Raw genomic sequence first — 22,540 nt, 5'->3', positions numbered from 1 at the left:
GGATCCGGGCCTTGTAGGCCGCGGTGAACGTCCGCCGCTTGGGCCGGCTCGGCTTCTCATCGGTCACTCGACCATCCTGCCCTCTCATGGCGGCCTGGTCGGCGAGGGTCATCGTCACTGTCCTGATAGTCCCGTCTCGCCCTGCTTCACATCAAAAGGATCTGTTCGTCCCGTGTGTCACACCAGTCTGACAGAGAGGGCGGGAGCTGCTCCGTTGTTGAGACCGCGTTGATCCCAAAACGGTTCCATCCATCACAGAAGGAGGAGAGCGAAGCCAGGAGGTCAAGCGCCAGGGTCGGATGCCTGACCTGCTGCCTGATGACAGGCTCGATTGATCGCATACGTCAGCAGACCTCTGTGCACGCTATGAACTGGGCGAGCAGCCGAAACGTGCCCCTGCCGCTGTCCCCACGATGGCATCCGCCTTTCGGCGCCGATCGGCTCCGGTTGAGCGGTGCCGATGGGACGTGTGTTCCGGGCCGGGGCTCTCCGTGCGTGAACTCAGCGTTTGACGCGGTTCAGGAAAGCCAGGACGGAGAAGGTGAGGAACACCGGTCCGAGGATCCGGACGACGAGGTTGATGTAGCGGCCGACGGTGTTGAGCTCGGTGGACGGAGCTCGGAAGAAAACGGCGTTCAGCGTGGTCTCGGTGGCTTTTCCGGTCTGTTCCCAGATGGTCTTGGCGGGTTCGGACCGGGGCACGGTGACTGTGACCGGACGAACGTCACCGTCCGGTTCGGTCAGGGCACCATTCAGGGTGAGGGTTCGGTCTGCGGATGGAAGCCCCCACATGACCGTCGTCGCGACCACGGCCATGATGATGAGCAGCAGCCAGGAGACGGCCCGGCCCGCGCGCAGCATGTATCCCGACGTACACCAGTAGGCGGTCAGCAGGAGTCGTTCGACGAAGTGGGCGAAAGAGGGTGTTTCGGTGGCGGCGCCGGCACGCCGCATCTCCATCTCTCCGTAGTAGAAGTCGGCTGCGCCGGGTTCGTCCCTGTCGTTCTCCAGAGCTTTGCGGAACTGCCTGTACAGCGCTTCGATCCGATGCGGATCCAGTACGTCCGTGCCTTTGGGCGCCGGTTCCCATCTCGTACCAAATTTGGAATTATCATGCCGCCAATGCTGCTCCTCGGCCAGGACCCTCCGGGGTCCGAACGGGCCGGTCGCGAAGACGCACCTCCCGTCGAGCCTGATCCGGTCCAGGCGGTGGATCCCGGCGAAAAGACATGTGCTCAGATCGATGTCGGTCAGCTCGATCCGTTCGGCGTCAACTGCCCGCAGGGAGGTCAAAAGGACTGGGCCGACCTCTCTTTCCCCGCTCTTCCAGAGCTCCTCCTGAATCAAGGGGCTGGCGTTCTCCGCTACGGCGAACAGAGCCGAGAACGTCGATCCCGACATGTCCATCCGTGTTCCCCGCAGTCTCATCCTCGCTCGATTCGCGCGCATCTCTGTGCCCTGCAGGTGGGAGATCGCCCCCTCGACGGACAGATCTTCGGCTGTGCGGCTCCGGGAGAGGTTGAGACTTCCCGTGGCGCAGCGCCAGCGAAGGTCTCTCTCCGCTCTCAGCTTCCGCTCCCTTCGTGAAGGTCCTGCCCTTGAAATCGGCGAGGTTCTTGAAGACCGCCTGGTGGAAGTCCGCGCCGCCTTCGAACGACTTTCCGTTGAACCTGGCTCTGCCGAGGAATCTCGCTCTCCGGAAGGAGGCATCCCCGGTGAAGGCCACGTCCACGAAGCGGGCCTCATCGGGGAAGGTCGTGTCGTTGAAGTCCGCGTCGGCGAAGCGTGTGCCGGCGAAGAGCCCCGTCGTGGACGTGTTTCCGTGGAAGTCTGCTTTTCCGGTGAAGGACGCGCCACTGAAGTCTGCTTTCGCTATGTTCACGCAGCTGAAGTCGGCGTCCGCACAGAATTCCGCACCACGAAAATCCGCTGCGTAGAGGAGGTTTTCTCTGGATTGCGGCCCGGTGGCGTCCAGCAGTTCGGCGAGTAGTTCTCCGGAGAAGGTGACGCCACGAGCGTTCAGACGGTCGGAACCGTTCAGAAGGGACGCCCTGGCGGCCGGGGTGAGATGGGCCAGGCAACGGCCGTCCATGACGGTCGCTGCGCCGCACACCTGGTCGTGAGTCTCCGAAGAGCGAAGGGATTGTTCCTGGCAGTCGGTGAACCGAGACGGCGAACCTTCCATACCCGGCGACTTACCCCGGTAAGTCCTTTTAATCCTTGGTAGAGAGCCTGCTCCCAGCCCCGGGGAAATGAGCGGGACCGCGGAGGGGGAGACGTCTTCCCGGTCGTGGACAGGGCAACGTGATCTGCGGCGGTCATTCGCCGCGCCAGACGGGTGGGCGCTTTTCGGCGAAGGCGATCGCGCCTTCCCTGGCGTCGGCTGAGGTGAGGACCGGATGGATGATCTCGTTCTGCTTGGTGAAGGCCTCGTCGGAGGACCAGTCGGCGGAGGCCGCGATGATCTCCTTGGTGGCGGCGACGGCGAGGGGGGCGTTGGCGGCGATGGTCCCGGCCAGTGCCAGGGCGGCTTCCAGGGCCTTGCCCGGTGCGGTGACCTCGGTGACCAGCCCGTACCGTTCGGCCTCGGGGGCGCTGAGGGAGCCGCCGGTCAGCGCCAGCCGCATGGCCACCCCATAGGGGACGCGGCGGGGCAGCCGCAGCAGGCCGCCCGCGCCGGCGACCAGGCCGCGCTTGACCTCGGGGATGCCGAAACGGGCGCCCTCGGCGGCCACGATCAGGTCGCAGGCCAGCGCGATCTCGCAGCCGCCCGCCAGGGCGTGGCCCTCGACCGCGGCGATCACCGGCTTGCGCGGCGGACGGTGGGCGATTCCGGCGAAGCCGCGCTCGGGGTGCATGACGTTCTCGCCGGCCACGAACGCCTTGAGGTCCATGCCCGAGCAGAACGTCCCGCCGGCGCCGGTGATGACGGCGGCCACCAGGTCCTTGCGGGCCTCGAACTCCTCCAACGCCGCGGCGATCCCGTCGCTGACCGCCCGGTTGACGGCGTTGCGGGCTTGGGGGCGGTTGATGGTGATGACGGTGACCCCGCCGGAGTGCTCGACCAGTACCTCGTCGGACATGAAGGCTCCTTTGAGACGGATGGCAGACCAGATCCGCCTAACGTAGGGTACTTCGTAAACTATGTCAGCGGGAGGGCGGCGGTATGGAATACATGATCAGTGACGAGCAGGAGGTGCTCGTCGAGACGGTGCGCCAGTGGCTGGAGCGGCGCACCGACCTGGCGGCCGCCCACGCCGACCGCGACCGGACGCCCCTGACGCGCCCGGCGGACTTCCGCGCGGCGGCGGAGCTGGGCCTGGTGGGGCTGCTTCGCGCCGCCGAGGGCGGCACCCACACCGATCTCTCGCTGATCGTGGAGGAACTCGGCCGCGCGGCGTCCCCATTGCCCCTCGGCCAGGCCGCCCTGGCGTGCCGCGCGCTGGACGACGCCGGGTTCGCCGCGGACGTCGCCGACCGGGTCGTGACGGGAGCCGAACTCGTGGTGCCCGTGGTGCCCGAGCCGGGGGAGCCGCAGGTGGCGGCCGCCGCCGGACCGGACGGCGGGCTGGTGCTGCACGGACGGATCCCGGTCGTGGCGGGCGTGCCGGCCGCAGACCGGCTGCTGGTCGCCGCCGTGGACGTCGCGGATGCGCCGGTGCTGGCACTGGTCGCGGCGGAGGCACCCGGCTTGGAGCGGGCGGCGCGCACCGTGCTCGACCTCACCCGCGACTTCGCCGGCGTGACGCTCGACGGGGTCCGGGTGGCGGCAGGGGAATGGATGAGCGTGACGAGGGAGACGACGAACGCCCTCGGCGACGCCCTGGCGCTGCACCACGCCGCCGACGCGCTCGGCGCCGCCGACCGGCTGCTGGCGATGACGGTCCGGTATGTCGGCGAACGGCGCCAGTTCGGCCGGGTGGTCGGCGGGTTCCAGGCGGTCAAGCACCACTGCGCCGACATGGCGGTGGACGTCGAGGCGGCCCGGGTGACGGTGCGCGCCGCCGCCCGCGCGCTGGACGCCGACGATCCCGGCGCCCGGCGGGTCCGGGTCGCCGAGGCCGCCGCGATCGCCGGCGAGGCGTGCTCGCGGGTGGCCGGGACGGCACTGCAACTGCACGGCGGCATGGGCTTCACCTGGGAGCACGACCTGCACCTGTACCTGCGCAGGATCAAGACCGGGGAGCTGCTGGGCGGCACGCCGCGGCACCACCGCGCCCGGCTGCTGGACCTGGTCGCCTGACCGTCGCCTCAAGGGCGGCCCGGCGGACGGGGAAGGCGGGTCTCCCGTGGCCCGTCGGCTCAGTCCAGGATGTCGATGATCTGGGTGGCCTCGCGGCCGGCCAGCACCAGCTCGTCGGCCACCCGCAGGTGCTGCTGCCAGAATCGCTCGGCCGCGTCGCCGTCGCCGCTGCGCACCAGTTCGACCAGCTTCTCGTAGGAGCGCAGCGCGCGGGCGTAGTCGCCCGGGGTCCCCTTCGCCTCGACGGCGCGGACGGACGCCTGGGTCTGCCGCAGGATGATCTCGTGCACCATTCCGGCCATCAGCGCCAGCGTCCGGTTGCCCGACAGCTCGACCAGCCGCAGGTGGAAACGGGCGCTGCCGGCGGCGAACCGCTCGGCGTCGCCGAGACGGGCGCGCGCGGCCTCGAGCTCCCCCTCCAGCGCCGCGTACCGCTCCTCATCCGTGCTGAGCGCCAGCAGCCGGGCCGCCGGGGGTTCGATGGCGCTGCGCGCGGCGTACACGTCGTCCAGCGTGGCCTTGCCGAGCTGCAGCAGCAGCCCGGCCGGGCGGGCGACGGCCTCCGGGCCGGGGATGCGCACCCGGGCGCCGGTCCGTGAGCCGCGGCGCAGTTCGATCAGGCCCTCGGACTCCAGTACCCGGAACGCCTCGCGGAGCGTGGGGCGGGAGACCCCGAAGTGCTCCATCAGTGAGGCCTCGTGGGGCAGGTGGTCGCCGTCGGTGAGCGAGCCGTCCACGATCATGCGACGCAGCCGGCGCGCCACCAGCTCGCCCGTCTTGGGCGGGCGGACGCCGTCGGCCGACGGGGCGGGCAGGTCGTGCCGCGGCCCGGACTCCGGCAGTGCCATGGACGATCGTTCCTTCCTGGCCCGGTCGCGCCGCGCCCCCGCGTTCAGCACCGGGTCGACTCGGTGCGCCAAGGATATCGGCCGGCGGCCGGTCATCCGCCGCCGCGCATGAGCCCGATGGCGGCCCTGGCGTACCGCTGCCGGCGGCGCTCTCCCACCAGGAACGCCGGCGGGGACAGGAAGGCCAGATCGGGCGGTGCCGTGCGGGCCGCCAGCCGCTGCCGGGCCTCCTCGGCCGTGCCGTACAGCGCGATCGCGTCCAGCATCTCCTCGCTCACCGCGTCCGCCATGCCGTCGAAGTCCCCGGCCCGGAACGCCGCCCGGAGGCGGGCGGTCTCCTCCTGCCAGCCGTGCAGTTCCGCCAGGCCGTCGTAGGTCTTGACGGTGAGGTAGAAGCCGATCTGCAGCTGCGCGTCGCGGCGGGCGCGGGCGGGGTCGTCCTCGTCGATCGCGGTGATCATCCAGCCCCAGCGGCGCGGCCCGGCCGGGTCGCGGCCCGCCGCTTCGGCGCCCTCGGCCAGTTCGGGCCCGACGACCTCGTTCCACCAGCGGTCGGTGAACAGGCCGTGGCCGAGCACCCCGTCGGCGACCGAGCCGGCGGTGCGCGCCATCCGCCGGTTGAACGCGCCGATGAGGACGGGGATGTCGAGCCGGCCGAAGACCGGTGCCCTGATGTCGGCGTTGACGGGGTAGAACTCGCCCTCGTGCACGACGCGGTGGCCGTTCTCGGCTTCCAGGTAGCCGCGGATCGCGCCGATCAGGTCCGCCATCCGCCGCACCGGCTCGCTCGCGTCGACGGCGAACCAGTCGGCGTTCATCCGCCTGGTGCCCGCGCCCAGCCCCAGGAAGACCCGGCCCGGCGCCCGTTTGGCCAGGTGGCGCAGCGCCGACGCGTGGACGAACGGCGACCGGGCGAAGGCGTAGGCGATGCCCGGCCCGATCATGGCGTGCTCGGTGTCGGCGGCCATCTCGCCGGTCGTGAGGTAGGCGTTGGTGTCGGCGAACTCGCCGGCGCAGAAGGCGGCGGCGCCCGCCCGTTCGGCCTCGGCTGCCACCTGCGGGCCCGGCCAGGGCAGTCCCCATTCCATGTCGGTCTCCTCTCATCGGCGCCTGGTAGGTAACTTAGTAAACCATGTATGCTTCGTCGGGCGCAGACACCACAACACCGCGCGACGTGGGGAGGAGACACCCATGGCCACCGTGTCGACCGACGCGGCCGGGGACGTTCCACCGCCGCCCGAGTGGCGGGCCAGGCTGCGGGAGTTCCTGGCCGAGCACGCGGGCCGCCCGCCCCGAGACGGGGCCGAGCGGTCGGCCTGGGCCCGCGCCTTCCACGCCGATCTGGAGGAGGCCGGGCTGGCCGCCCCCGGCTGGCCGGTCGAGGCCGGCGGCATGGGCCTGGACCTGGTCGGCCAGCTCGCCTACCACCAGGAGATGACCCGGGCCCGGGCGCCCAGGCATCCCTGTCCGCTGTCGTTCATCGTGGCGCCCACGCTGATCATGCACGGCACCCCCGAGCAGAAGGAGCGCTTCCTGCGGCCGCTGCTGCGGGCCGACGAGCTGTGGTGCCAGGGCTTCTCCGAGCCGGGGGCCGGCAGTGACCTGACCGCGCTGACCACCCGTGCGGTGCGTGACGGCGACCATTACGTGGTCAACGGCCAGAAGGTGTGGACGTCCATGGCCGACCGCGCCGACCGGATGTTCGCGCTGGTGCGCACCGCGCCGCCCGGCCCCGGCGGGGCGGGCATCAGCTACCTGCTCATCCCCATGAAGGCCGAGGGCGTCACCGTCCGTCCGCTGCGCGACATCAGCGGCGGCGCTCACTTCGCCGAGGTCTTCTTCGACGACGTCCGGGTGCCGGCGGCCGACCTGGTCGGCGAGGAGAACAAGGGCTGGGCGATCGCCCGCACCAGCCTCGGCCACGAGCGCGCCACCGCCTTCCTGGCCGACGAGTTCCGCTACCGCCGCGTCGTCGACGAGCTTCTGGCGCTGGCGGGCAGGACCGGAGCCGCCGCCGACCCCGTCGTGCGCCAGTCGCTGGCCCGGATCGAGGCGTCGGTGCGGGTGCTGGCCGCCAACAGCCGTCGTGCGCTGGACCTGGTGCTTCAAGGCCGCGATCCCGGAGCCGCCGCCTCGGTGAACCGCCTGGTGAAGTCCGAGTTCGACCAACGGCTGCACGAGGCCGCGCTGCGCGTGCTCGGACCGGACGCGGTGCTGGGCGTCCGGGAGCCCTCCGCTCCCGAACGGGGCCGCTGGACCTACGGCTATTTGATGAGCCGCGCCTCCACCATCGGCGCCGGGACCGCGGAGATCCAGCGCAACACCATCGCCGAGAAGGTCCTCGGCCTGCCGTCCCACCTGGGGGAGCCGCGGTGAGCACCATGGACGTCGAGAAGGAACTGCGTGAGGCGCTCGGCGCGCTGCTCGCCGAGCGTTGCGACGCCGGGCGCGTCGCCGCCCTCGCCGACGGACCGGACGACTGGGACCGCGACCTGTGGGCCGCGCTGTCGGCCATGGGGCTGCCCGGCCTGGCGGTGCCCGCCGAGTACGGCGGCGAGGGAATGGGCTTCGCCCTCGCCGCGGCGGCTCAGGAGGAACTCGGCCGCGGCCTGGCCCCGGTGCCCTCGGTGTCCACGGTCGCGGTGCAGGCAGCGCTGCTGGCCGTCGGCGACCCGGCAGGGGCGGCGCGGTGGCTGCCGCGCCTGGCCTCCGGCGAGGTGGCCGCAGGGCGGACCGCGCAAGGCTGGGTCGCGGCCGACGGAGTGCGGGCCGCCCGCACGCCCGTCGGCTGGACGCTCACCGGCTCGGTGCCCGTCGTGGCCGACGCGGCCGCGGCCGGGCTGCTGCTGGTGGCCGCCGGTGACGGCGCGGGCCCGGCGCTGTTCCTGGTGGACGCCACGGCGGAGAACGTGCGGATCGACAGGCTCGACGCGCTGGACCCGACCCGGCCGCTGGCCGCCGTCCACTTGGAGGCGGCTCCCGCCGAGCCGCTGTCCGATTCAGATGGCTTCGCCGAGGTTCTCGGCGCCACCGAGCGGGCGGCGCTGGTCATGCTGGCCGCCGACGCGGTCGGCGTGGCCGCACGGGCTCTGGACATGGCGGTGGAGTACGCCGCCGCACGGCGGCAGTTCGGCCGCGCCATCGGCTCCTTCCAGGCGATCTCGCACCGTTGCGCCGACATGTTCGTGTCCGTCGAGTCCGCCCGGGCGCTCGTCGCCGCGGCGGCCGCCGCCCTCGACGAGCCGTCCGGGGACACCGCCGTCGCCGTCGACCTCGCCGCCGCCTGCGCGTTGGAGGCCGCCGTCACGGTGACGGGCGGCTGCGTCCAGGTGCACGGCGGCATGGGCTTCACCTGGGAGCACCCGGCCCACCGCTACCTGCGGCGGGCCAAGGCCGCCGAGTCGCTCGTGGCGCTGCCGGACCGGCTGCGCGAACGGGCCGCGACGACGCTGGTGACCACCGCCCTCGAACTGCCCTGATCCTCGTCTCTTCCACGGGAGCATCGCTTTGAGCACATTCACCACACGGGAACGGGCGGAGAACGGGCGGAGTCCGTCTCTGCCCGAGCTGATGCGGAGGCTGGACGGCACCGACGCCGGTGTCACGGCGGTCGACTACCAGGGGGCCGAGATCACCTGGGGCGAGCTGCGGGAACTGGGCGAGGCGGCCGGACGCGAGCTGGACGCGCTCGGTCTGGGCGAGGGCGCCCGCATCGGTGTGGTCCTGGGCAACCGGCCCGAGTCCGTGGCCCTGGTCCACCTGATCCTGTCCACCGGGCGCTGCGCCACCGTTTTCAACCCCCTGCAGCCCGCCGGGCGGCTGGTCGCCGACGTGGAGCGGACCGCGCCGCCGGTGCTGTTCGCCCCCGCCGTGCTGTGGGAGTCCGCGGAGTTCGCCGGTGCCGCCGCCCGGGCCGGTGCCGCCGGATTCGCCGCCGAGGGCCGGTCGGTGCGGCGGGTCGCCCTGCCGGCGGTGGACGACGCCTCCGCCCCGGTGCGCACCGCGCCGGGCACGGCGGTGGAGCTGAGCACGTCCGGCACCACGGGCCCGCCCAAACGCATCCCGCTGGCCTACCGCCAGCTGGAGTCCGCGCTGGACTCGGTGCACGGCCACATGGCCGCGGGCAGGCGTGAGCGGCCGCCGTTCACCGGCGGCGTCGTGCTGCTCACCACCCCGATCGTGCACATCGGCGGCATGTGGGGGGTGATCCAGGCGCTGGCCGAGGGCCGCCGGATGGTGCTGCTCGAACGGTTCACCGTGGACGCCTGGCGCGAGCTCATCCGCACCCACCGGCCGAGGGTCGCGGGACTGCCGCCGACGGCCATGCGCGGCGTGCTGAACGCCGACGTGCCCGCGGAGGACCTGGCGAGCCTGCGCGCGGTCATCGCGGGCACGGCGCCGACCCCGCCCGAGCTGATCGAGGAGTTCCAGCGGCGTTATGACGTGGCCGTGCTGGTCATGTACGGCGCCACCGAGTTCTCCGGCGCCGTCGCGGGCTGGTCGCTGCCGCTGCACCAGGAGTGGTGGGAGCGCAAGAAGGGCAGTGTCGGCCGCCCGCTCCCGGGGGTCGCGCTGCGGGTCGTCGGCGAGGACGGAGAGGAGCAGCCGGCCGGTGGCAGCGGCGTGCTGGAGATCCGCACCGCCCAGGCGGGCGGCGACGGCGGGTGGATCCGCACCAGCGACCTCGCCCGCCTGGACTCCGAGGGTTTCCTGTGGATCGAGGGCCGCGCCGACGACGTGATCATCCGGGGCGGCTTCAAGGTGCACCCGCCGGTGGTGGCCGCCGCGCTGGAACGGCACCCGGCGGTGTCCGAGGCCGCGGTCGCCGGGCTGCCCGACGAGCGGCTCGGCCAGGTGCCGGTGGCCGCCTTCGAGGTGCGTCCCGGGGCCGAAGCCCCCGGCGCCGAGGAACTGCACGAGTGGTGCCGCCGGGAGCTGCTGCCCTACGAGGTGCCGGTGCGCTTCCTTCCCGTGCGCGAACTGCCGCGCGGAGTGTCCCAGAAGGTCAGCCGCGTCGACCTCGTCGCGCTGTTCGGCTAACGAGAGAGGACTTCATGGAATTCGGTGCCGGAACGCCCCTTGAGGAGTTTCGCGAGCAGGTGCGCGCGTTCGTCGCCGCGCACGCCCCGGGCTACAAGGTCAGGTCGGGGGTGCGCAGCCCCGAGAACGCCGCCGAGCTCAAGGAGCTGCAGAACTGGACGGCCAGGCTCTACGCGGCCGGTTACGTCGGCGCGGACTGGCCGGTCGAGTACGGCGGTGTGCCGGGTCACGACCCGTTGCGGGACTTCGTGGTCGGCGAGGAGGTCGCCCGCGCCCGCGCTCCGATGCCCGCCGGCGGCGGTTCGCTGGCCGCGCACGCCTTGATCGGGTTCGGCACCGAGGAGCAGCGGCGCAGGTACCTGCCCCGGATCCGGTCCGGTGAGGACCTGTGGTGCCAGCTGTTCAGCGAGCCCGACGCGGGCAGCGACCTGGCGTCGCTGCGGACCGTCGCGGTGCGGGACGGCGACGAGTGGGTGGTCGACGGGCAGAAGGTCTGGACGACCAACGGGCATTGGGCCGGTCACGGCTACCTGCTGGCCCGCACCGATCCGCAGGCGCCCAAGCACAAGGGCATCAGTGCCTTCGTCCTGGACATGAGGGCACCGGGCGTGCAGGTGCGGCCATTGCGCGAGCTGACCGGAACCTCCGACTTCAACGAGGTCTTCTTCGACGGGGTCCGGCTGCCCGCCGACGCCCTCATCGGCGCACCCGGGCAGGGCTGGCTCATCGCCAACGCCTCGCTGGCCAAGGAGCGCAACGGGGTGGGCGCCTCGGTCGTCCAGCTCCAGCTCGCCTGGGAGGACCTCGTCCGCGACGCCCGCGGCGTCGTGCTGGACGGGCGGCCGGCGCTGGAGTGCGATGACGTCCGCCAGCGGCTGGCGGCGTTCCGCGCCGAGGTCGACACCTGCGCGCTGCTCGCCCACACCTCACTGGCCCGGTGGAGCGCCGGAAAGGAGCAGGCGAGCGACGCCCCGATCACCAAGCTGTACTTCAGCGAGCTGAACCTGCGCATCGCCGAGTACGCGCTGGAGCTGCTGGGCCGCAGGGGAGTGCTCACCGAGGACGATCCGGACGCCGTCGCCGGAGGCCGCTGGCAGGACGCCTACCTGTACGCCCGTGCCTACACCATCGCGGGCGGCAGCTCGGAGATCATGCGCAACATCATCGCCGAGCGCGGCCTTGGCCTGCCCCGCGAACCCCGCTAGTCCCGCCCCGCCCCGTACGGAGGACGCCATGCACCTGTCCAGGCTCGCCGAGGCCCATCCGGACAAGCCCGCCGTGATCGTCGCGGCCACCGGGGAGGTCGTGACCTACCGTGAGCTGGACGGGCTCTCCCTCCGGCTCGCCCGGCTGCTGGCCGACCGGGGCCTGGCGTTCGGCGACCACGTCGCTCTGCTGATCGACAACATCTCCGCCTATTTCGTCGCCGCGTGGGCCTGCCAGCGGTCGGGGCTGTACTGGACGCCGGTCAACCATCACCTGACCGTCGAGGAGGCCGCCCACATCGTGCGGGACTGCGGCGCCCGCGCCCTGATCGCCTCCGGGACGCCGGGCGTGCGGGCGCGGGAGGTCGCCGCCGCCGTTCCGGGCGTGCAGACGCGGCTGATCTCCGGGGGAGGGGAGGTGCCGGAGGGGTTCGAGGATCTGGACGAGGCGATTCGCGCCTGCCCCGCGAAGGAGCGGGAAGGGGAGCGCGAGGGCTACTACATGTTCTACTCATCCGGCACCACCGGACGGCCCAAGGGGATCCTCCCGGCCCTCACCGGCGAGCCGTTCGGCACAGGGCTGGCCATCGACCACACCCTCGGGGGAATGTTCGGGTTCGGCGGCGACACCGTCTACCTGTGCCCCGCCCCGCTGTACCACGCCGCGCCCACCGGCTGGACGCTCGGCACGATGCGCAACGGCGGCACGGTCGTCCTCATGGACCGCTTCGACGCCGGACGGGCGCTGGAGTACATCGAACGCCACAGGGTGACGCACGCCCAGTTCGTGCCGACGATGCTCCTGCGGATGCTGAAGCTGCCCGAGGAGGTCCGCGCCCGGCACGACCTGTCCAGCCTGCGCACGGTGGTGCACGCCGCCGCGCCCTGTCCCGTCGAGGCCAAACGCCGGATCATCGAGTGGCTCGGGCCGATCGTGTGGGAGTTCTACTCCGGCAGCGAGGGCAACTGCTTCTTCCTGATCGGCCCGCAGGACTGGCTCGCCCATCCCGGCTCGGTCGGGCGGCCCGCCTTCGGCAGGGTCCACATCCTCGACGACGAGGGCCGCGAGCTGCCCGCCGGGGAGGTCGGCACCGTCTGGTTCGAGGACGGGCCGGACTTCAGGTACCACAATGATCCGGACAAGACCGCCGGGGCGCACAACGAACGCGGTTGGAGCACTCTCGGCGACGTCGGCCGCCTCGACGCCGACGGCTATCTGTACCTGGTGGACCGGCGGACCGACCTCATCCTCAGCGGGGGCGTCAACATCTACCCGCAGGAGATCGAGAACGTCCTGGCCGTCCATCCCGCCGTGACCGACGTAGCCGTGGTCGGCGCACCCGACCCCGAGCTGGGCCGCCGGGTGCGGGCCGTCGTCCAGCCCGCCGATCCCGCCGCCGGGCCAGGGCTGGCCGACGAGCTCATCGCACACTGCCGCGAGCACCTGGCGGGTTACAAGTGCCCCCGCACGATCGAGTTCACCGACGAACTGCCGCGTACCCCGACCGGCAAGCTGCTGCGCAGGCTGCTGGTCGGCCCCTGAGGGCGGGCCATTCCCTGTGACGCGCGCCGACCACGAGACCGAAGGAGCAGCGATGAGTGAGACGACGACCGGCGACCGGGCGCAGGAGGAGGAGTTCGCCAAGGCCACCTCGGCGGAACTCCAGGACTCCGACATCGAAAAGGACCGGGCGATCCTCGGGCGCGACTGGGCGGGCCGGACCCAGGAGTTCCTGTCCACCGCGACCCCCGAGGCCATCCGCAACTTCGCCCACGGCTACGGCGACGACAATCCGCTGTTCACCGACCCCGAGTACGGCCGGGGCACCCGCTGGGGCGGCCAGATAGCCCCGCCCATCATGGCGGCGGTCCTCAACGCGCCGCTGCGTGGTGAGCGCCCCTCCAAGGGGGAGCGCGGCGGCAGCTACCGCGGCATCCACGCCTTCGTCTCCGGCGGCACCTGGGACTGGTACCGGCCGATCCGCCCGGGCGACACCCTGTACTCCTTCGGGGGTCTGGAGTCCGTCGAGGTCAAACGCTCGGAGTTCGCGGGCCGCTCGGTCATCAAGGTGCTGCGCGACGTCAAGATGAACGGCGACGCCGAGGTCGTCGGCGTCTACCGGACCCTGGTGATCTACACCGAGCGCAAGAAGGCCCGCGAGCGCGGCAAGTACGCGGGTATCGAGGAGCCCTCGTACACCGACGAGGACCTGGCGCGCATCGATGAGATCTACGCCGCCGAACGCCCCAGGGGAGCGTGGCCGCACTACTTCGAGGACGTGGCGGTGGGCGAGGAGCTGCCCGCGATGGTCAAGGGCCCGCTCACCACCACCGACATGATCGTCTTCCACGCGGGCGGCTACGGGTTCACCCCCTACGGCCTCAAGACGAGCCGGCTCGCCCACGCCAACCGGCAGCGCATCGCGCCGTTCTACATCAAGAACGAGTACGGCGTGCCCGACGTGGCGCAGCGCGTGCACTGGGACTCGGCCTGGGCCCAGGCGATCGGCAACCCCCGCGCCTACGACTACGGCGTGCTGCGCGAGTGCTGGGTGCACCACTACCTGACCGACTGGGCCGGTGACGACGGCTGGATCGTCTCCCAGCACGACGAGATCCGGAAATTCAACTACCACGGTGACGTGCACTTCCTGTCCGGCGAGGTGACGGGCAAACGCGAGCGGGACGGCCGGTGCCTGGTCGATGTCGCGTTCAAGGCCACCAACCAGCGCGGCGAGGACACCATCAAGGGCACCGCGACGATCGCGCTGCCCAGCCGGGAGCACGGCCCGGCCCTGCTGCCGGAGGTTCCCGCCGATCTGCAGCGCCGCGCCATCGAGATGATGACCCGGCACGGCGAGCTGCTGCGCGAGGGCGGCCGGTGATCGGAGAGCCGCGCTGCGAGGTCTCCGGCGGCCTGCTGCGGATCACCCTGGCCCGTCCCGACAAGGCCAACGCGATGCGTGGCCGGGACATGGACGTGGTCCTGGAGGCCCTGGAGGCCGTGGCCGCCGACCGGACGGCGCGGGCGGTGCTGATCGAGGGCGAGGGCCGCAACTTCTGCGCCGGGGCCGACCTGGTCTCGGCCAACCCGCCGGGCGGGGGACGGCCTCCGATCGGCACCATGCTGCGGTCGCTGAACGCCGTGGCGCACCGGGTCGTCCAGACGCTGTGGGACCTGCCGGTGCCGACGGTCGCGGCGGTCCAGGGACGGGCGGCCGCGTTCGGCCTGAACCTGGCCCTGGCCGCAGACTTCGTGGTGGCCGCCGAGTCGGCGACGTTCGGCCACCCGTTCGCCCGGCGGGGCTTCACCGCCGACAGCGGGGCCACCTACCTGCTGCCCCGGCTGGTCGGGGTGGCGCGCGCCAAGCGGATGCTCATCGGCGGGGAGGTGGTGACGGCTCCGCAGGCGCTGGAGTGGGGCCTGATCGGCGAGGTCGTCCCGGACGAACGGCTGCCGGAGGCCGCGGCCCGGCTGGCGGCCGAGCTGGCCGCCGGGCCCACCTTCGTGCACGGCCTCACCAAGGCGATGATCTCCGACCACCTCACCTCGGACCTGCCCCGCGCGCTGGCCGCGGAGGCCCGCGCCGTGGAGCTGAGCCTGCGGGGCGACGACTTCAAGGAGGGCCTGGCCGCCTTCCTGGAGCGCCGTCCGCCGCGCTTCACCGGCCACTGACCCGTCAATACAGTGAGGGAGCCTCACCCGGCGCCCCTCGTTCGAGCATGCGGAGGACCTGCCATGAAGCTGAGCCCTGGACAGCAGGTGGCCAGTGCCGTCGACGGCACGAGGATGATCGTGGTGCGCGCTCCCGACGACGACGTCGTCCTGACCTGCGGCGGCCCGGCCATGGTCGATCCCGCAGACGCCGGGACGGGCGAGGGAGGCGCCGCCGACCCGGCCCTGCAGGACGGAACCCTGCTCGGCAAGCGCTACACCCACGAAGGGCTCGGGCTGGAGCTGCTGTGCACCAAGCCGGGCCAGGGGACGGTGGCCGTCGACGGCGAGCCATTGAAGATCAAGGAGAGCAAGCCGCTTCCGGCCTCGGACTGACCCCGCCGATCCCACGACAGACCGGAGTGACCATGAACGTGACGATGCTGCTGGACATGGCGGCGGAGGGCTTCGGCGACAGGGTCGTCGTCGGGGGCGGGCCGGACGGCCTGACCGCCTCCCGGCTGCGCGAGCTGGCGATCGGTGGAGCCGGGGAGGTCTCGGCCGCCGACGCCGACGCGGTCCTGTACCTCGGGGTGAACGGCCCCGCCTTCCCGGTGGCGATGTTCGCCGCCGCCCGTGCCGGGGTGCCGCTGGTGCCCGTCAACTACCGGCTCGGCCGCGAGCGGCTCGACCGGCTGCTGGCCGGCCACCCCGGCGCCTACGCGATCGCCGACGAGGACCACTTCGAGGTGCTCCGGCAGGCCGGCCTGCGGGCGCGCACGCCCGCGGAGTTCCTGGCGGCCGCGGGCTCCGGGCCCGTCGGCGCCGAGGAACCCGCCGAGACGGGGGCTCCGGCCGTCGTCATCTACACCAGCGGGACCACCTCCGAACCCAAGGGTGTGCTGCTGCACCACCGGAACCTGGTGTCCTACGTGCTGGGGTCGGTGGAGTTCGCGGCGGCGGGCGAGGACGAGGCGGCCCTGATGAGCGTGCCGCCGTACCACATCGCGGCCGTCTCCAACGTGCTGACCAACCTGTACGCGGGCCGCAGGTTCATCGCGTTGCCGTCTTTTTCTCCGCTCGGCTGGCTGGAGACGGTACGGGAGCAGCGGGTGACCAACGCGATGGTCGTTCCCACCATGCTGGCCCGCATCATGGACGCCGACGGCCTGGACCGGTCGGTGCCGTCGCTGCGCTCACTGGCCTACGGCGGCGCCAGGACGCCGCCCCGGGTCATCGAGCGGGCCCTGGCCGAGTGGCCGCACGTCGGCTTCGTCAACGCCTACGGGCTGACCGAGACCAGCTCGACCATCGCGGTGCTGGGCCCCGAGGAGCACCGCGCCGCGCTGGCCTCCGGCGATCCCGCCGTGCGCGCCCGCCTGGGCTCGGCCGGACGGCCCGTCCCGGCGGTCGAGCTGGAGATCCGCGACGAGGCGGGCGGTGTGCTGCCCTCCGGCGAGACCGGGCGGATCTGGGTGCGCGGCGAGCAGGTCTCCGGCCAATACGCCGGCCGGGGCCCGGCGACCGACGAACGCGGCTTCTTCGACACCCGCGACCGGGGCCGGCTGGACGTCGGCGGCTACCTGTTCGTCGAGGGCCGCGTCGACGACACCATCATCCGCGGTGCGGAGAACATCGCCCCGGCCGAGATCGAGGACGTCCTGCTGCGCCACGACGGCGTCGCCGACGCGGTCGTGGTCGGGGTGCCCGACGAGGAGTGGGGCCAGCGCATCGAGGCCGTCGTCGTCCCGGAGCCCGGCTCCGACGTGGACGTCGAGGCGCTGCGCGAACACGTCCGCGCGGCGCTGCGCGGCTCCAGGACCCCCGACCGCATCGCCTGCTGGCCGGAGCTGCCGCGCACCCCCACCGGCAAGATCCTGCGCCACGACGTGGTGCGGGGACTGACCGGGGAACGGAACGCGGTGCCCTGAGCGGCGGGACGTACGCGGGCCTCACGCCCGGTGCGCCCCCCGGTCAGTGGTACCAGGTCGTCAGCGCCTCCAGGTGGCGGCGCATGCGGTGGTGGGCCACGCTCTCGTCGCCCTCCTGGATCGCCTCCAGGATGCGGCGGTGGATCCGCTCCACCTCGGCGGCGGACTCCGCGCCGGGCAGCGGCTGCTCCTGGGCCGAGGTGTGCCGGGCCCATAGTTCGGTGAGAATCCGCAGGAACACCGACAACACCGGGTTGCCGGACAGGTCGGCCAGCTCGGTGTGGAACAGGTCGGCGCCCGACAGCCCGGGCCCGACCGGCTCGGCCGTCCGCTCCAGCACGGCGTGCAGCCGCGTGCCGACCTCGGGCTCGCCGCGGCGGGCGGTCACCCGCCGCAGAGTGCCCAGCTCGACGGCGTCGCGCACCAGCCGCAGGTCCTCGGCGGTGACGCCCTGGTGGTCCAGGTAGAGCGCCATGGTGTCCACGCTGGCGTCCGGCTCGGGGGTGGTGACCACCAGGCCGCCGCCCGGACCCCGGCGCATCCGCGCGACCTGGTGGTACTCCAGCAGCCGCACCGCCTCGCGCAGCACCGCCCTGCTGATGCCGTACCGGGCCAGCAGATCGGCCTCCGAGCCCAGCACCCGGCCGTCCCGCCAGCCGTCGGCGGCGATCTCGTCGTGGATGCGGGCGGCGATCGTCTCGGCCAGCTTGGCGCCGGGCCCGCCGACCAGCCGGCCGTCCGCCTGCGGGGGCCGGGTGCCCTCCGGCGCCCGGTACTCGCGCAGCCAGTCGGCGATGACGTTCAGGTGGCCGGTCAGGTACGCCTGCGCCCGGCCTCCGTCACCGGCGATGACGGCGTCGACGATCTGGACGTGGGAGTGCCGGGACAGCTCCTTGGCGTGCTCGGCCTTCGCCCTGGGCATGGGGCGCGAGTGGTGCGCGTACCAGGTGGTCAGGCGGGCCAGCATGTCGACGAACAGGTGCAGGGCGGGGTTGCCGGACAGTTCGGCGAGCAGGACGTGCAGCGGGTTCTGCGACCAGACCCCGGGTTCGCCGCCGCGCTCCTCCTCCTCGCGCAGGGCGCGCCGCAGCCGGGCGATGCCGTCCTCGGTCAGCCGCTCGGCCGCCAGCGCGGCCGCCGGCGGCTCCAGCAGCAGCCGGGCGTACATCAGGTCCTCGACGCCGGTGCCGACGTAGTCGAGGTAGATCACCATGGCGTGGCTGGCCGGGGCGGCGTCGGGGGCGGTCACCAGCAGGCCGCCGCCCGGCCCGCGGCGCATCCGCGCCACCCGGTGGTGCTCCACCAGGCGCACCGCCTCGCGCAGCACCGACCGGCTCACCCCGTAGCGGTCGCGCAGTTCGGCTTCCGAGCCCAGGTTGCGTCCGACCGGCCAGCCGAGGCGGATGATGTCGTCCTCGATCCGCCGGGCGACCTGGGCGGCCAGCTTGCCCGCCGGGGCGCCGTCGGCGTCCGGCCGCCCGGCGGAGTCCCATGCCCGCACCGGCTCCCGCTCACCGGCGGCCGGGACGTTCAGGTCGGCTCTCGCCATGGGACGGAAACTCCTCCGCAGGGATCAAAGGATCCTCAGTTTAGTTCCGCCCCGAGACCGTTCGTCCGGATCCCGACGGCGCCCCTGCTTCGGTGACACTCTTCTCTCGGCCGACGGTCCCCGCGGTCACTTCGGAGCGAACCGCTGCCCGGCGTCCAGGCGCAGGCACTGGCCGTTGAGCATCTGGTTGTCGACGATGGCCAGCGCGAGCTTGGCGTACTCCTCGGGACGGCCCATGCGGCGGGGGAAGGCGGCGTCCTTGGTGAGGGCCTCGGCCATGTCGTCGGGGATGGCCGCGGTGATCCCGGTGGCGAACAGGCTGGGCGCGATGGCCAGCACCCGGATGCCGAGCGAGCCGAGGTCGCGGGCCATGGTCAGGCACATCCCGGCGATGCCGGCCTTGGCGGCGGTGTAGGCGACCTGTCCGATCTGTCCCTCGAACGCGGCGATCGAGGAGGTGTTGATGATGACGCCGCGCTCGTCGTCCTCGGGGTCGTTGGCGCTCATGTGCGCGGCGGCCAGCCGGCTGATGTTGAACGCGGCGACCACGTTGAGGTCGAGCACCTGCCGGAACCTGTCCAGGTCGTGCGGGCCGTTCCTGCCGAGGGTGCGCTCGGCGATCCCGCCACCGGCGGTCGTGACGGCCACATGGAGCCCGCCCAGCTCCTCCACCACGTCGTCGAGGGTCTTCTCGGTGCCCTCGAAGTCGGTGACGTCGCAGGCGAAGAACGAGCCGCCCAGCGCCTTGGCCACCTCGTCCCCGCCCGATCCCGGACGGTCGACCACCGCCACGTCGGCGCCCCGCGCCGCGAAGGCCTCCGCGGTCGCGCGCCCCATGCCCGAGGCGCCGCCGAAGACGACCGCCTTCTTACCGTTGATCTCCATGTGTCCTCCGTTTTCGCTTCACTGCCGTAGAGGTGGGGCGGTTCTCACCGCAGAGTCCACTTGGGTCGGGACCGGGCGGCCAGGTCGACCTTCGTGCCCTCGGCCAGGTTGCTGCGCTGCGGGTAGGACATGCCCATGCGCAGCGCCTGACTGCGGGTGGAGTCGAGCGACTCCCAGATGGCACGGACGGTGCCCTGGACGGCCATGGGCGGCTGGTCGGCGATGATCCGGGCGAGTTCGGCCCCGCGCTCCCACAATCGCTCCTTCTCCGGGAGCACCTCGGTGACCAGGCCGATCTGCAGGGCTCGTTCGGCCGACAGCCGCTCGTTGAGGCCGAGCAGCGCGATGCGCAGCGCCTCGCCGAGCGGGACGCGGTGCAGCAGGCCGATGGGCTCCAGCGCCGCGGTCAGCCCGTAGGTGACGTGCGGGTCGAAGAACATCGCGTCCTCGGAGCAGATCACGATGTCGGACTCGTTGATCCAGTAGAAGGCGCCGCCGGCGGCCATCCCGTGCACGCAGCACACCACGGGCTTCCACACCTGGTTGAGCTTGGGCGACAGCTTCTCGCCGGGGTCGGCCTGGTTCCAGACGTTGGGGTGCAGGCTGATGCCCTCCTTGACGTCCGCGCCGGTGCAGAAGGCGCGGTCGCCGGCGGCGCGCAGCACCACCACGTGGACGTCGTCGTCCTCGCGTACCGTCTTCCAGAGCAGCGAGAACTCCTCGCACATCGCCGGGTTGAAGCTGTTGAGCACCTCGGGGCGGTTCAGCGTGATGGTGGCGACGTGATCGGACACCTCGTAGATCACCGTGGTGAGGTCCATCGGGACTCCGTTCTGCCGTGGGGGACGGGCCGTGTCAGGCCAGGGGGTCGAAATGCCGGTCCGCGAGCCGGCCCATCGCGGGGCGGCACACCTGGGTCTCCCGGAGCACCCAGCGGTACAGGACGGGCAGCGCCGCGGAGAGCGTCACCGAGCCCTCGCGCAGTCCATCCGACAGGCGGGCGAGCCCGGCGGCGACGGTGTCCGGGCGGTCGCCCAGCACGCCTTCGAGGTCGTCCAGTTCGCACCGGCGCTTGGCGTCCCCGAGCCGCCCGCTCTCGCGCAGGTACTTCAGGATGCGGGCCACTCCCTTGCCGCGCTGGACGACGAAGGGGTCCTCGCTGCGCGGCACGATGATCCCCCCGAGCTGGGCGATGGCGGCGTCGTACAGCCATGCGTCGTCGCGGTCGGCGGCCGTCAGCGGGACCGGAGGGCCGAGCTCCGCTCCGGTCACGTCGGCCAGCGCCTCCACGAAGAGACGGCGGTGCAGCACGCGGAAGATCAGGTTGTTGCCCACCTCGGAGAGCGGGTCGATCTTCTCCGGGCTCCGGTGGCCGAGGATGAGGATGCGCAGTTCGGCGAGAACGCGGTAGTAGCGGATCCGGTGCGGGTCGAGGGTGCGTCCGGCCGCCGCCGCGTAGTCGGCGAGCCGGTCGGGGAGGTGCGTGAACGGCTCCTGGACCGCGCGCACCGTGAGCCACGCCAGGTCGTCGTGCGCGTCGCCCAGATGGGCCAGTTCCCAGTCGAGCACCGCCGTGACATGGCCGTCCTGGTAGAGGAAGTTGCCCGGCCCGGTGTCCCCCTGGACGATCACCGCCGGCTCCGAGACGTCGGGGACGTTCCGCCGCACCCAGGCGAGTCCCAGTTCGATGAGCGGGTCGGCGGGGGCCTCGGCCCGACGGTAGAGGGCCTCCCAGCGGTCGATCTCGGCGTGCACCAGCTCGCGCAGGTCGGCCTCCGGCGGCAGTCCGGGCGGCGCCACCCGGCGGGGGTCGACCTCGTGCAGCGCCGCGAGGACGCCCATGAACTCGCGGGCGACGCCCAGCCGCTGCTCTTCGTCCCGCAGCTGGGAGAACCAGGCCTGCCCCGGCACCCGCTCGGACAGGATGGCCTGCTCGCGGGGGTGGACGGCGTGGATGCGCGGCACCGGGACGGGGGTGTCCTGCAGGGCGAGGAAGTAGCGCGCCTCGTCCTGCAGGGTGAAGGGGTCGCCGGTCTTGTCCGGGTCGCTGCGGTCGTAGCGAAGGAACAGTTCGAGTCGCTCTCCGTCGGCCGTCTCCGCGTCGACGAACCAGGCTTCGCGCCTTCCTCCACCGGGCCGCCGCTCGACGGAGGTGATCTTTCCTCCGACGGAGCGCGCCATCCAGTCGATCAGGGCCGCGCTGAGCCCGGTGGCCGTTTCCTCGGATCTCGTCGTCAACCTCGGGTCCATTCCTTCAGCGGCCAGACGTCCTGGTCCTCACCGTGGAGGGGGAGTCCTTCGACCGTCCAGCGCAGCGAGCTGTTGAGGCACAGGGAGGTGGCGCCCGGCAGGAACATCCTGCTGACGGACTCCGCGCGGGCCGCGGTGATGCGCCCCAGGTCGTCGCGGACCTCCAGGGAGATTCCGGTGATCCAGTTCTTGACGGGGTCGCGTTCGACCTCCCGGCGGCCGTCCACGATGTGCGCCGTGCGGCCATCGCGCCGGACATATCCGGCGTGGACGCGCTCGGGCCCCTCGCCGTCCGGCATGGTGTAGGTCAGCAGACTGAACTCGGGCGAGGCCGCCCAGCTGTAGCCCACCCGGCGGTAGCCGCGTTCGTTGCGCGTCCCCCAGGAGCGGTCGCGCATGGCGTGGCAGTCGACATTGATGAGCTCGCCGTCGAGGACGATCTGCCCGGTCACCCGGCCCGTCTGGTCGTAGTGGGACGCCTTGGGGTAGGGAGGCGCTCCGCGGCGCAGCGGCACCGGCTCCTCCAGCGCGTCGAAGCGCAGCCGTACCCGGACCCGGTCGCGGTCGTCATAACGCAGGTCGTAGGACATGCCGGGCTCGCGCGTCGCCACCGACATGCCCGTGGGGAAGTCGATGTGCCCGGGCCCTCTGGGGGTCGGCGGTTTGAGGTGGCCGAACTGCTCGAAGAAGGGCAGATCCCAGGGGTCCGTCGCGGTGGCGTCCCAGATCCACATCCCGCCGGCCGTGGCGCCCAGGGCACCGCGGACCGACGCGTACAGCCACCCCCCGAGCGCGCGCTCGGGAACGAAGAAGGAGTACCAGAAGGCCTCGGTGTGGTAGAAGTCGCCGGCGGGTGGGTGCAGGTCGTCGTCGGCCGGTGTGAAGCGGTCTTCCGCGGGGGTCACGGCAGGCGCCTTTCTGTGGTCGGGGCGAA

General features: G+C 72.3%; 20 protein-coding genes. 10 read left to right on the top strand and 10 right to left on the bottom strand.

The features are described 5' to 3' along the window. Positions 1–501 precede the first annotated feature (501 nt). The 3 genes from ABGB12_RS30070 to ABGB12_RS30060 form a co-directional block, all read right to left on the bottom strand. Complete coding sequence (locus ABGB12_RS30070) at positions 502–1,293, bottom strand: hypothetical protein (protein ID WP_347683020.1); 792 nt, start codon at positions 1,291–1,293, stop codon at positions 502–504. After that, positions 1,271–2,113: a pentapeptide repeat-containing protein gene (locus ABGB12_RS30065; RefSeq protein ID WP_347683018.1), complete on the bottom strand. Its 843-nt coding sequence runs from the start codon at positions 2,111–2,113 to the stop codon at positions 1,271–1,273. The genes ABGB12_RS30070 and ABGB12_RS30065 overlap by 23 nt, the downstream gene beginning before the upstream one ends. A 205-nt stretch (positions 2,114–2,318) precedes the next feature. After that, complete coding sequence (locus tag ABGB12_RS30060) at positions 2,319–3,083, bottom strand: crotonase/enoyl-CoA hydratase family protein (protein ID WP_347683016.1); 765 nt, start codon at positions 3,081–3,083, stop codon at positions 2,319–2,321. Positions 3,084–3,166: 83 nt separating this feature from the next. On the opposite strand from ABGB12_RS30060, the gene ABGB12_RS30055 reads away from it, so the two are divergent. Next, complete coding sequence (locus ABGB12_RS30055; protein WP_347683014.1) at positions 3,167–4,243, top strand: acyl-CoA dehydrogenase family protein; 1,077 nt, start codon at positions 3,167–3,169, stop codon at positions 4,241–4,243. Positions 4,244–4,302: 59 nt separating this feature from the next. Here ABGB12_RS30055 and ABGB12_RS30050 read toward each other — a convergent pair whose 3' ends face one another. Continuing rightward, complete coding sequence (locus ABGB12_RS30050; protein WP_347683012.1) at positions 4,303–5,091, bottom strand: FadR/GntR family transcriptional regulator; 789 nt, start codon at positions 5,089–5,091, stop codon at positions 4,303–4,305. Between the two features lie 92 nt (positions 5,092–5,183). Next, complete coding sequence (locus tag ABGB12_RS30045; RefSeq protein ID WP_347683010.1) at positions 5,184–6,179, bottom strand: LLM class flavin-dependent oxidoreductase; 996 nt, start codon at positions 6,177–6,179, stop codon at positions 5,184–5,186. A 103-nt stretch (positions 6,180–6,282) separates the two neighbouring features. Between ABGB12_RS30045 and ABGB12_RS30040 the strand changes: the two genes are divergently transcribed. The 9 genes from ABGB12_RS30040 (at position 6,283) to ABGB12_RS30000 (ending at position 16,922) form a co-directional block, all read left to right on the top strand. Then, positions 6,283–7,467, top strand: a complete 1,185-nt coding sequence (locus ABGB12_RS30040; RefSeq protein WP_347683008.1) for an acyl-CoA dehydrogenase family protein — start codon at positions 6,283–6,285, stop codon at positions 7,465–7,467. A gap of 5 nt (positions 7,468–7,472) precedes the next feature. Continuing rightward, on the top strand, positions 7,473–8,570 hold the full coding sequence (locus ABGB12_RS30035; protein WP_347683026.1) for an acyl-CoA dehydrogenase family protein: 1,098 nt from the start codon (positions 7,473–7,475) through the stop codon (positions 8,568–8,570). A gap of 28 nt (positions 8,571–8,598) precedes the next feature. After that, positions 8,599–10,131: a fatty acid--CoA ligase family protein gene (locus tag ABGB12_RS30030; RefSeq protein ID WP_347683006.1), complete on the top strand. Its 1,533-nt coding sequence runs from the start codon at positions 8,599–8,601 to the stop codon at positions 10,129–10,131. A 14-nt stretch (positions 10,132–10,145) separates the two neighbouring features. Further along, positions 10,146–11,336, top strand: coding sequence for an acyl-CoA dehydrogenase family protein (locus ABGB12_RS30025; RefSeq protein ID WP_347683004.1), 1,191 nt, complete (start codon positions 10,146–10,148; stop codon positions 11,334–11,336). Between the two features lie 28 nt (positions 11,337–11,364). Continuing rightward, positions 11,365–12,879 (top strand): AMP-binding protein, encoded by a 1,515-nt coding sequence (locus ABGB12_RS30020; protein WP_347683002.1) that lies wholly within the window; start codon positions 11,365–11,367, stop codon positions 12,877–12,879. Between the two features lie 52 nt (positions 12,880–12,931). Then, the gene (locus ABGB12_RS30015; RefSeq protein WP_347683000.1) at positions 12,932–14,221 is read left to right on the top strand and encodes a MaoC family dehydratase N-terminal domain-containing protein; all 1,290 of its coding nucleotides are present in this window, start codon (positions 12,932–12,934) and stop codon (positions 14,219–14,221) included. After that, positions 14,218–15,012 (top strand): enoyl-CoA hydratase-related protein, encoded by a 795-nt coding sequence (locus ABGB12_RS30010; protein WP_347682998.1) that lies wholly within the window; start codon positions 14,218–14,220, stop codon positions 15,010–15,012. The genes ABGB12_RS30015 and ABGB12_RS30010 overlap by 4 nt, the downstream gene beginning before the upstream one ends. A gap of 63 nt (positions 15,013–15,075) precedes the next feature. Then, positions 15,076–15,387 carry a hypothetical protein gene (locus ABGB12_RS30005; RefSeq protein WP_347682996.1) on the top strand — a complete coding sequence of 104 codons (312 nt, stop codon included), beginning with the start codon at positions 15,076–15,078 and terminating at the stop codon, positions 15,385–15,387. A gap of 32 nt (positions 15,388–15,419) precedes the next feature. Then, positions 15,420–16,922: a long-chain fatty acid--CoA ligase gene (locus ABGB12_RS30000; protein WP_347682994.1), complete on the top strand. Its 1,503-nt coding sequence runs from the start codon at positions 15,420–15,422 to the stop codon at positions 16,920–16,922. Between the two features lie 43 nt (positions 16,923–16,965). On the opposite strand, the gene ABGB12_RS29995 is transcribed toward ABGB12_RS30000, so the two are convergent. The 5 genes from ABGB12_RS29995 to ABGB12_RS29975 form a co-directional block, all read right to left on the bottom strand. Continuing rightward, entirely contained in the window at positions 16,966–18,471 is a 1,506-nt protein-coding gene (locus ABGB12_RS29995) for an FCD domain-containing protein (protein ID WP_347682992.1), read from the bottom strand. 126 nt (positions 18,472–18,597) lie between these two features. Then, positions 18,598–19,356 carry an SDR family NAD(P)-dependent oxidoreductase gene (locus ABGB12_RS29990; RefSeq protein WP_347682990.1) on the bottom strand — a complete coding sequence of 253 codons (759 nt, stop codon included), beginning with the start codon at positions 19,354–19,356 and terminating at the stop codon, positions 18,598–18,600. Between the two features lie 44 nt (positions 19,357–19,400). Continuing rightward, positions 19,401–20,177, bottom strand: coding sequence for an enoyl-CoA hydratase/isomerase family protein (locus tag ABGB12_RS29985; protein ID WP_347682988.1), 777 nt, complete (start codon positions 20,175–20,177; stop codon positions 19,401–19,403). Between the two features lie 34 nt (positions 20,178–20,211). After that, on the bottom strand, positions 20,212–21,594 hold the full coding sequence (locus tag ABGB12_RS29980) for a phosphotransferase family protein (RefSeq protein WP_347682986.1): 1,383 nt from the start codon (positions 21,592–21,594) through the stop codon (positions 20,212–20,214). Then, complete coding sequence (locus ABGB12_RS29975) at positions 21,591–22,511, bottom strand: hypothetical protein (protein ID WP_347682984.1); 921 nt, start codon at positions 22,509–22,511, stop codon at positions 21,591–21,593. Before ABGB12_RS29975 ends, ABGB12_RS29980 begins: the two co-directional genes overlap by 4 nt. Positions 22,512–22,540 lie beyond the last annotated feature (29 nt).

The organism is Actinocorallia sp. B10E7, from assembly GCF_039871655.1.
Taxonomy (GTDB): Bacteria; Actinomycetota; Actinomycetes; order Streptosporangiales; family Streptosporangiaceae; genus Actinocorallia.
This window is presented reverse-complemented; position numbering and strand designations above follow the sequence as displayed.

Coding starts and splice junctions, on each gene's coding strand:
- ABGB12_RS30060 (WP_347683016.1), bottom strand. CDS start 3,083: ATGTCCGACGAGGTACTGGTCGAGCACTCCGGCGGGGTCACCGTCATC.
- ABGB12_RS30055 (WP_347683014.1), top strand. CDS start 3,167: ATGGAATACATGATCAGTGACGAGCAGGAGGTGCTCGTCGAGACGGTG.
- ABGB12_RS30050 (WP_347683012.1), bottom strand. CDS start 5,091: ATGGCACTGCCGGAGTCCGGGCCGCGGCACGACCTGCCCGCCCCGTCG.
- ABGB12_RS30045 (WP_347683010.1), bottom strand. CDS start 6,179: ATGGAATGGGGACTGCCCTGGCCGGGCCCGCAGGTGGCAGCCGAGGCC.
- ABGB12_RS30040 (WP_347683008.1), top strand. CDS start 6,283: ATGGCCACCGTGTCGACCGACGCGGCCGGGGACGTTCCACCGCCGCCC.
- ABGB12_RS30035 (WP_347683026.1), top strand. CDS start 7,473: ATGGACGTCGAGAAGGAACTGCGTGAGGCGCTCGGCGCGCTGCTCGCC.
- ABGB12_RS30025 (WP_347683004.1), top strand. CDS start 10,146: ATGGAATTCGGTGCCGGAACGCCCCTTGAGGAGTTTCGCGAGCAGGTG.
- ABGB12_RS30020 (WP_347683002.1), top strand. CDS start 11,365: ATGCACCTGTCCAGGCTCGCCGAGGCCCATCCGGACAAGCCCGCCGTG.
- ABGB12_RS30015 (WP_347683000.1), top strand. CDS start 12,932: ATGAGTGAGACGACGACCGGCGACCGGGCGCAGGAGGAGGAGTTCGCC.
- ABGB12_RS30005 (WP_347682996.1), top strand. CDS start 15,076: ATGAAGCTGAGCCCTGGACAGCAGGTGGCCAGTGCCGTCGACGGCACG.
- ABGB12_RS30000 (WP_347682994.1), top strand. CDS start 15,420: ATGAACGTGACGATGCTGCTGGACATGGCGGCGGAGGGCTTCGGCGAC.
- ABGB12_RS29995 (WP_347682992.1), bottom strand. CDS start 18,471: ATGGCGAGAGCCGACCTGAACGTCCCGGCCGCCGGTGAGCGGGAGCCG.
- ABGB12_RS29990 (WP_347682990.1), bottom strand. CDS start 19,356: ATGGAGATCAACGGTAAGAAGGCGGTCGTCTTCGGCGGCGCCTCGGGC.
- ABGB12_RS29985 (WP_347682988.1), bottom strand. CDS start 20,177: ATGGACCTCACCACGGTGATCTACGAGGTGTCCGATCACGTCGCCACC.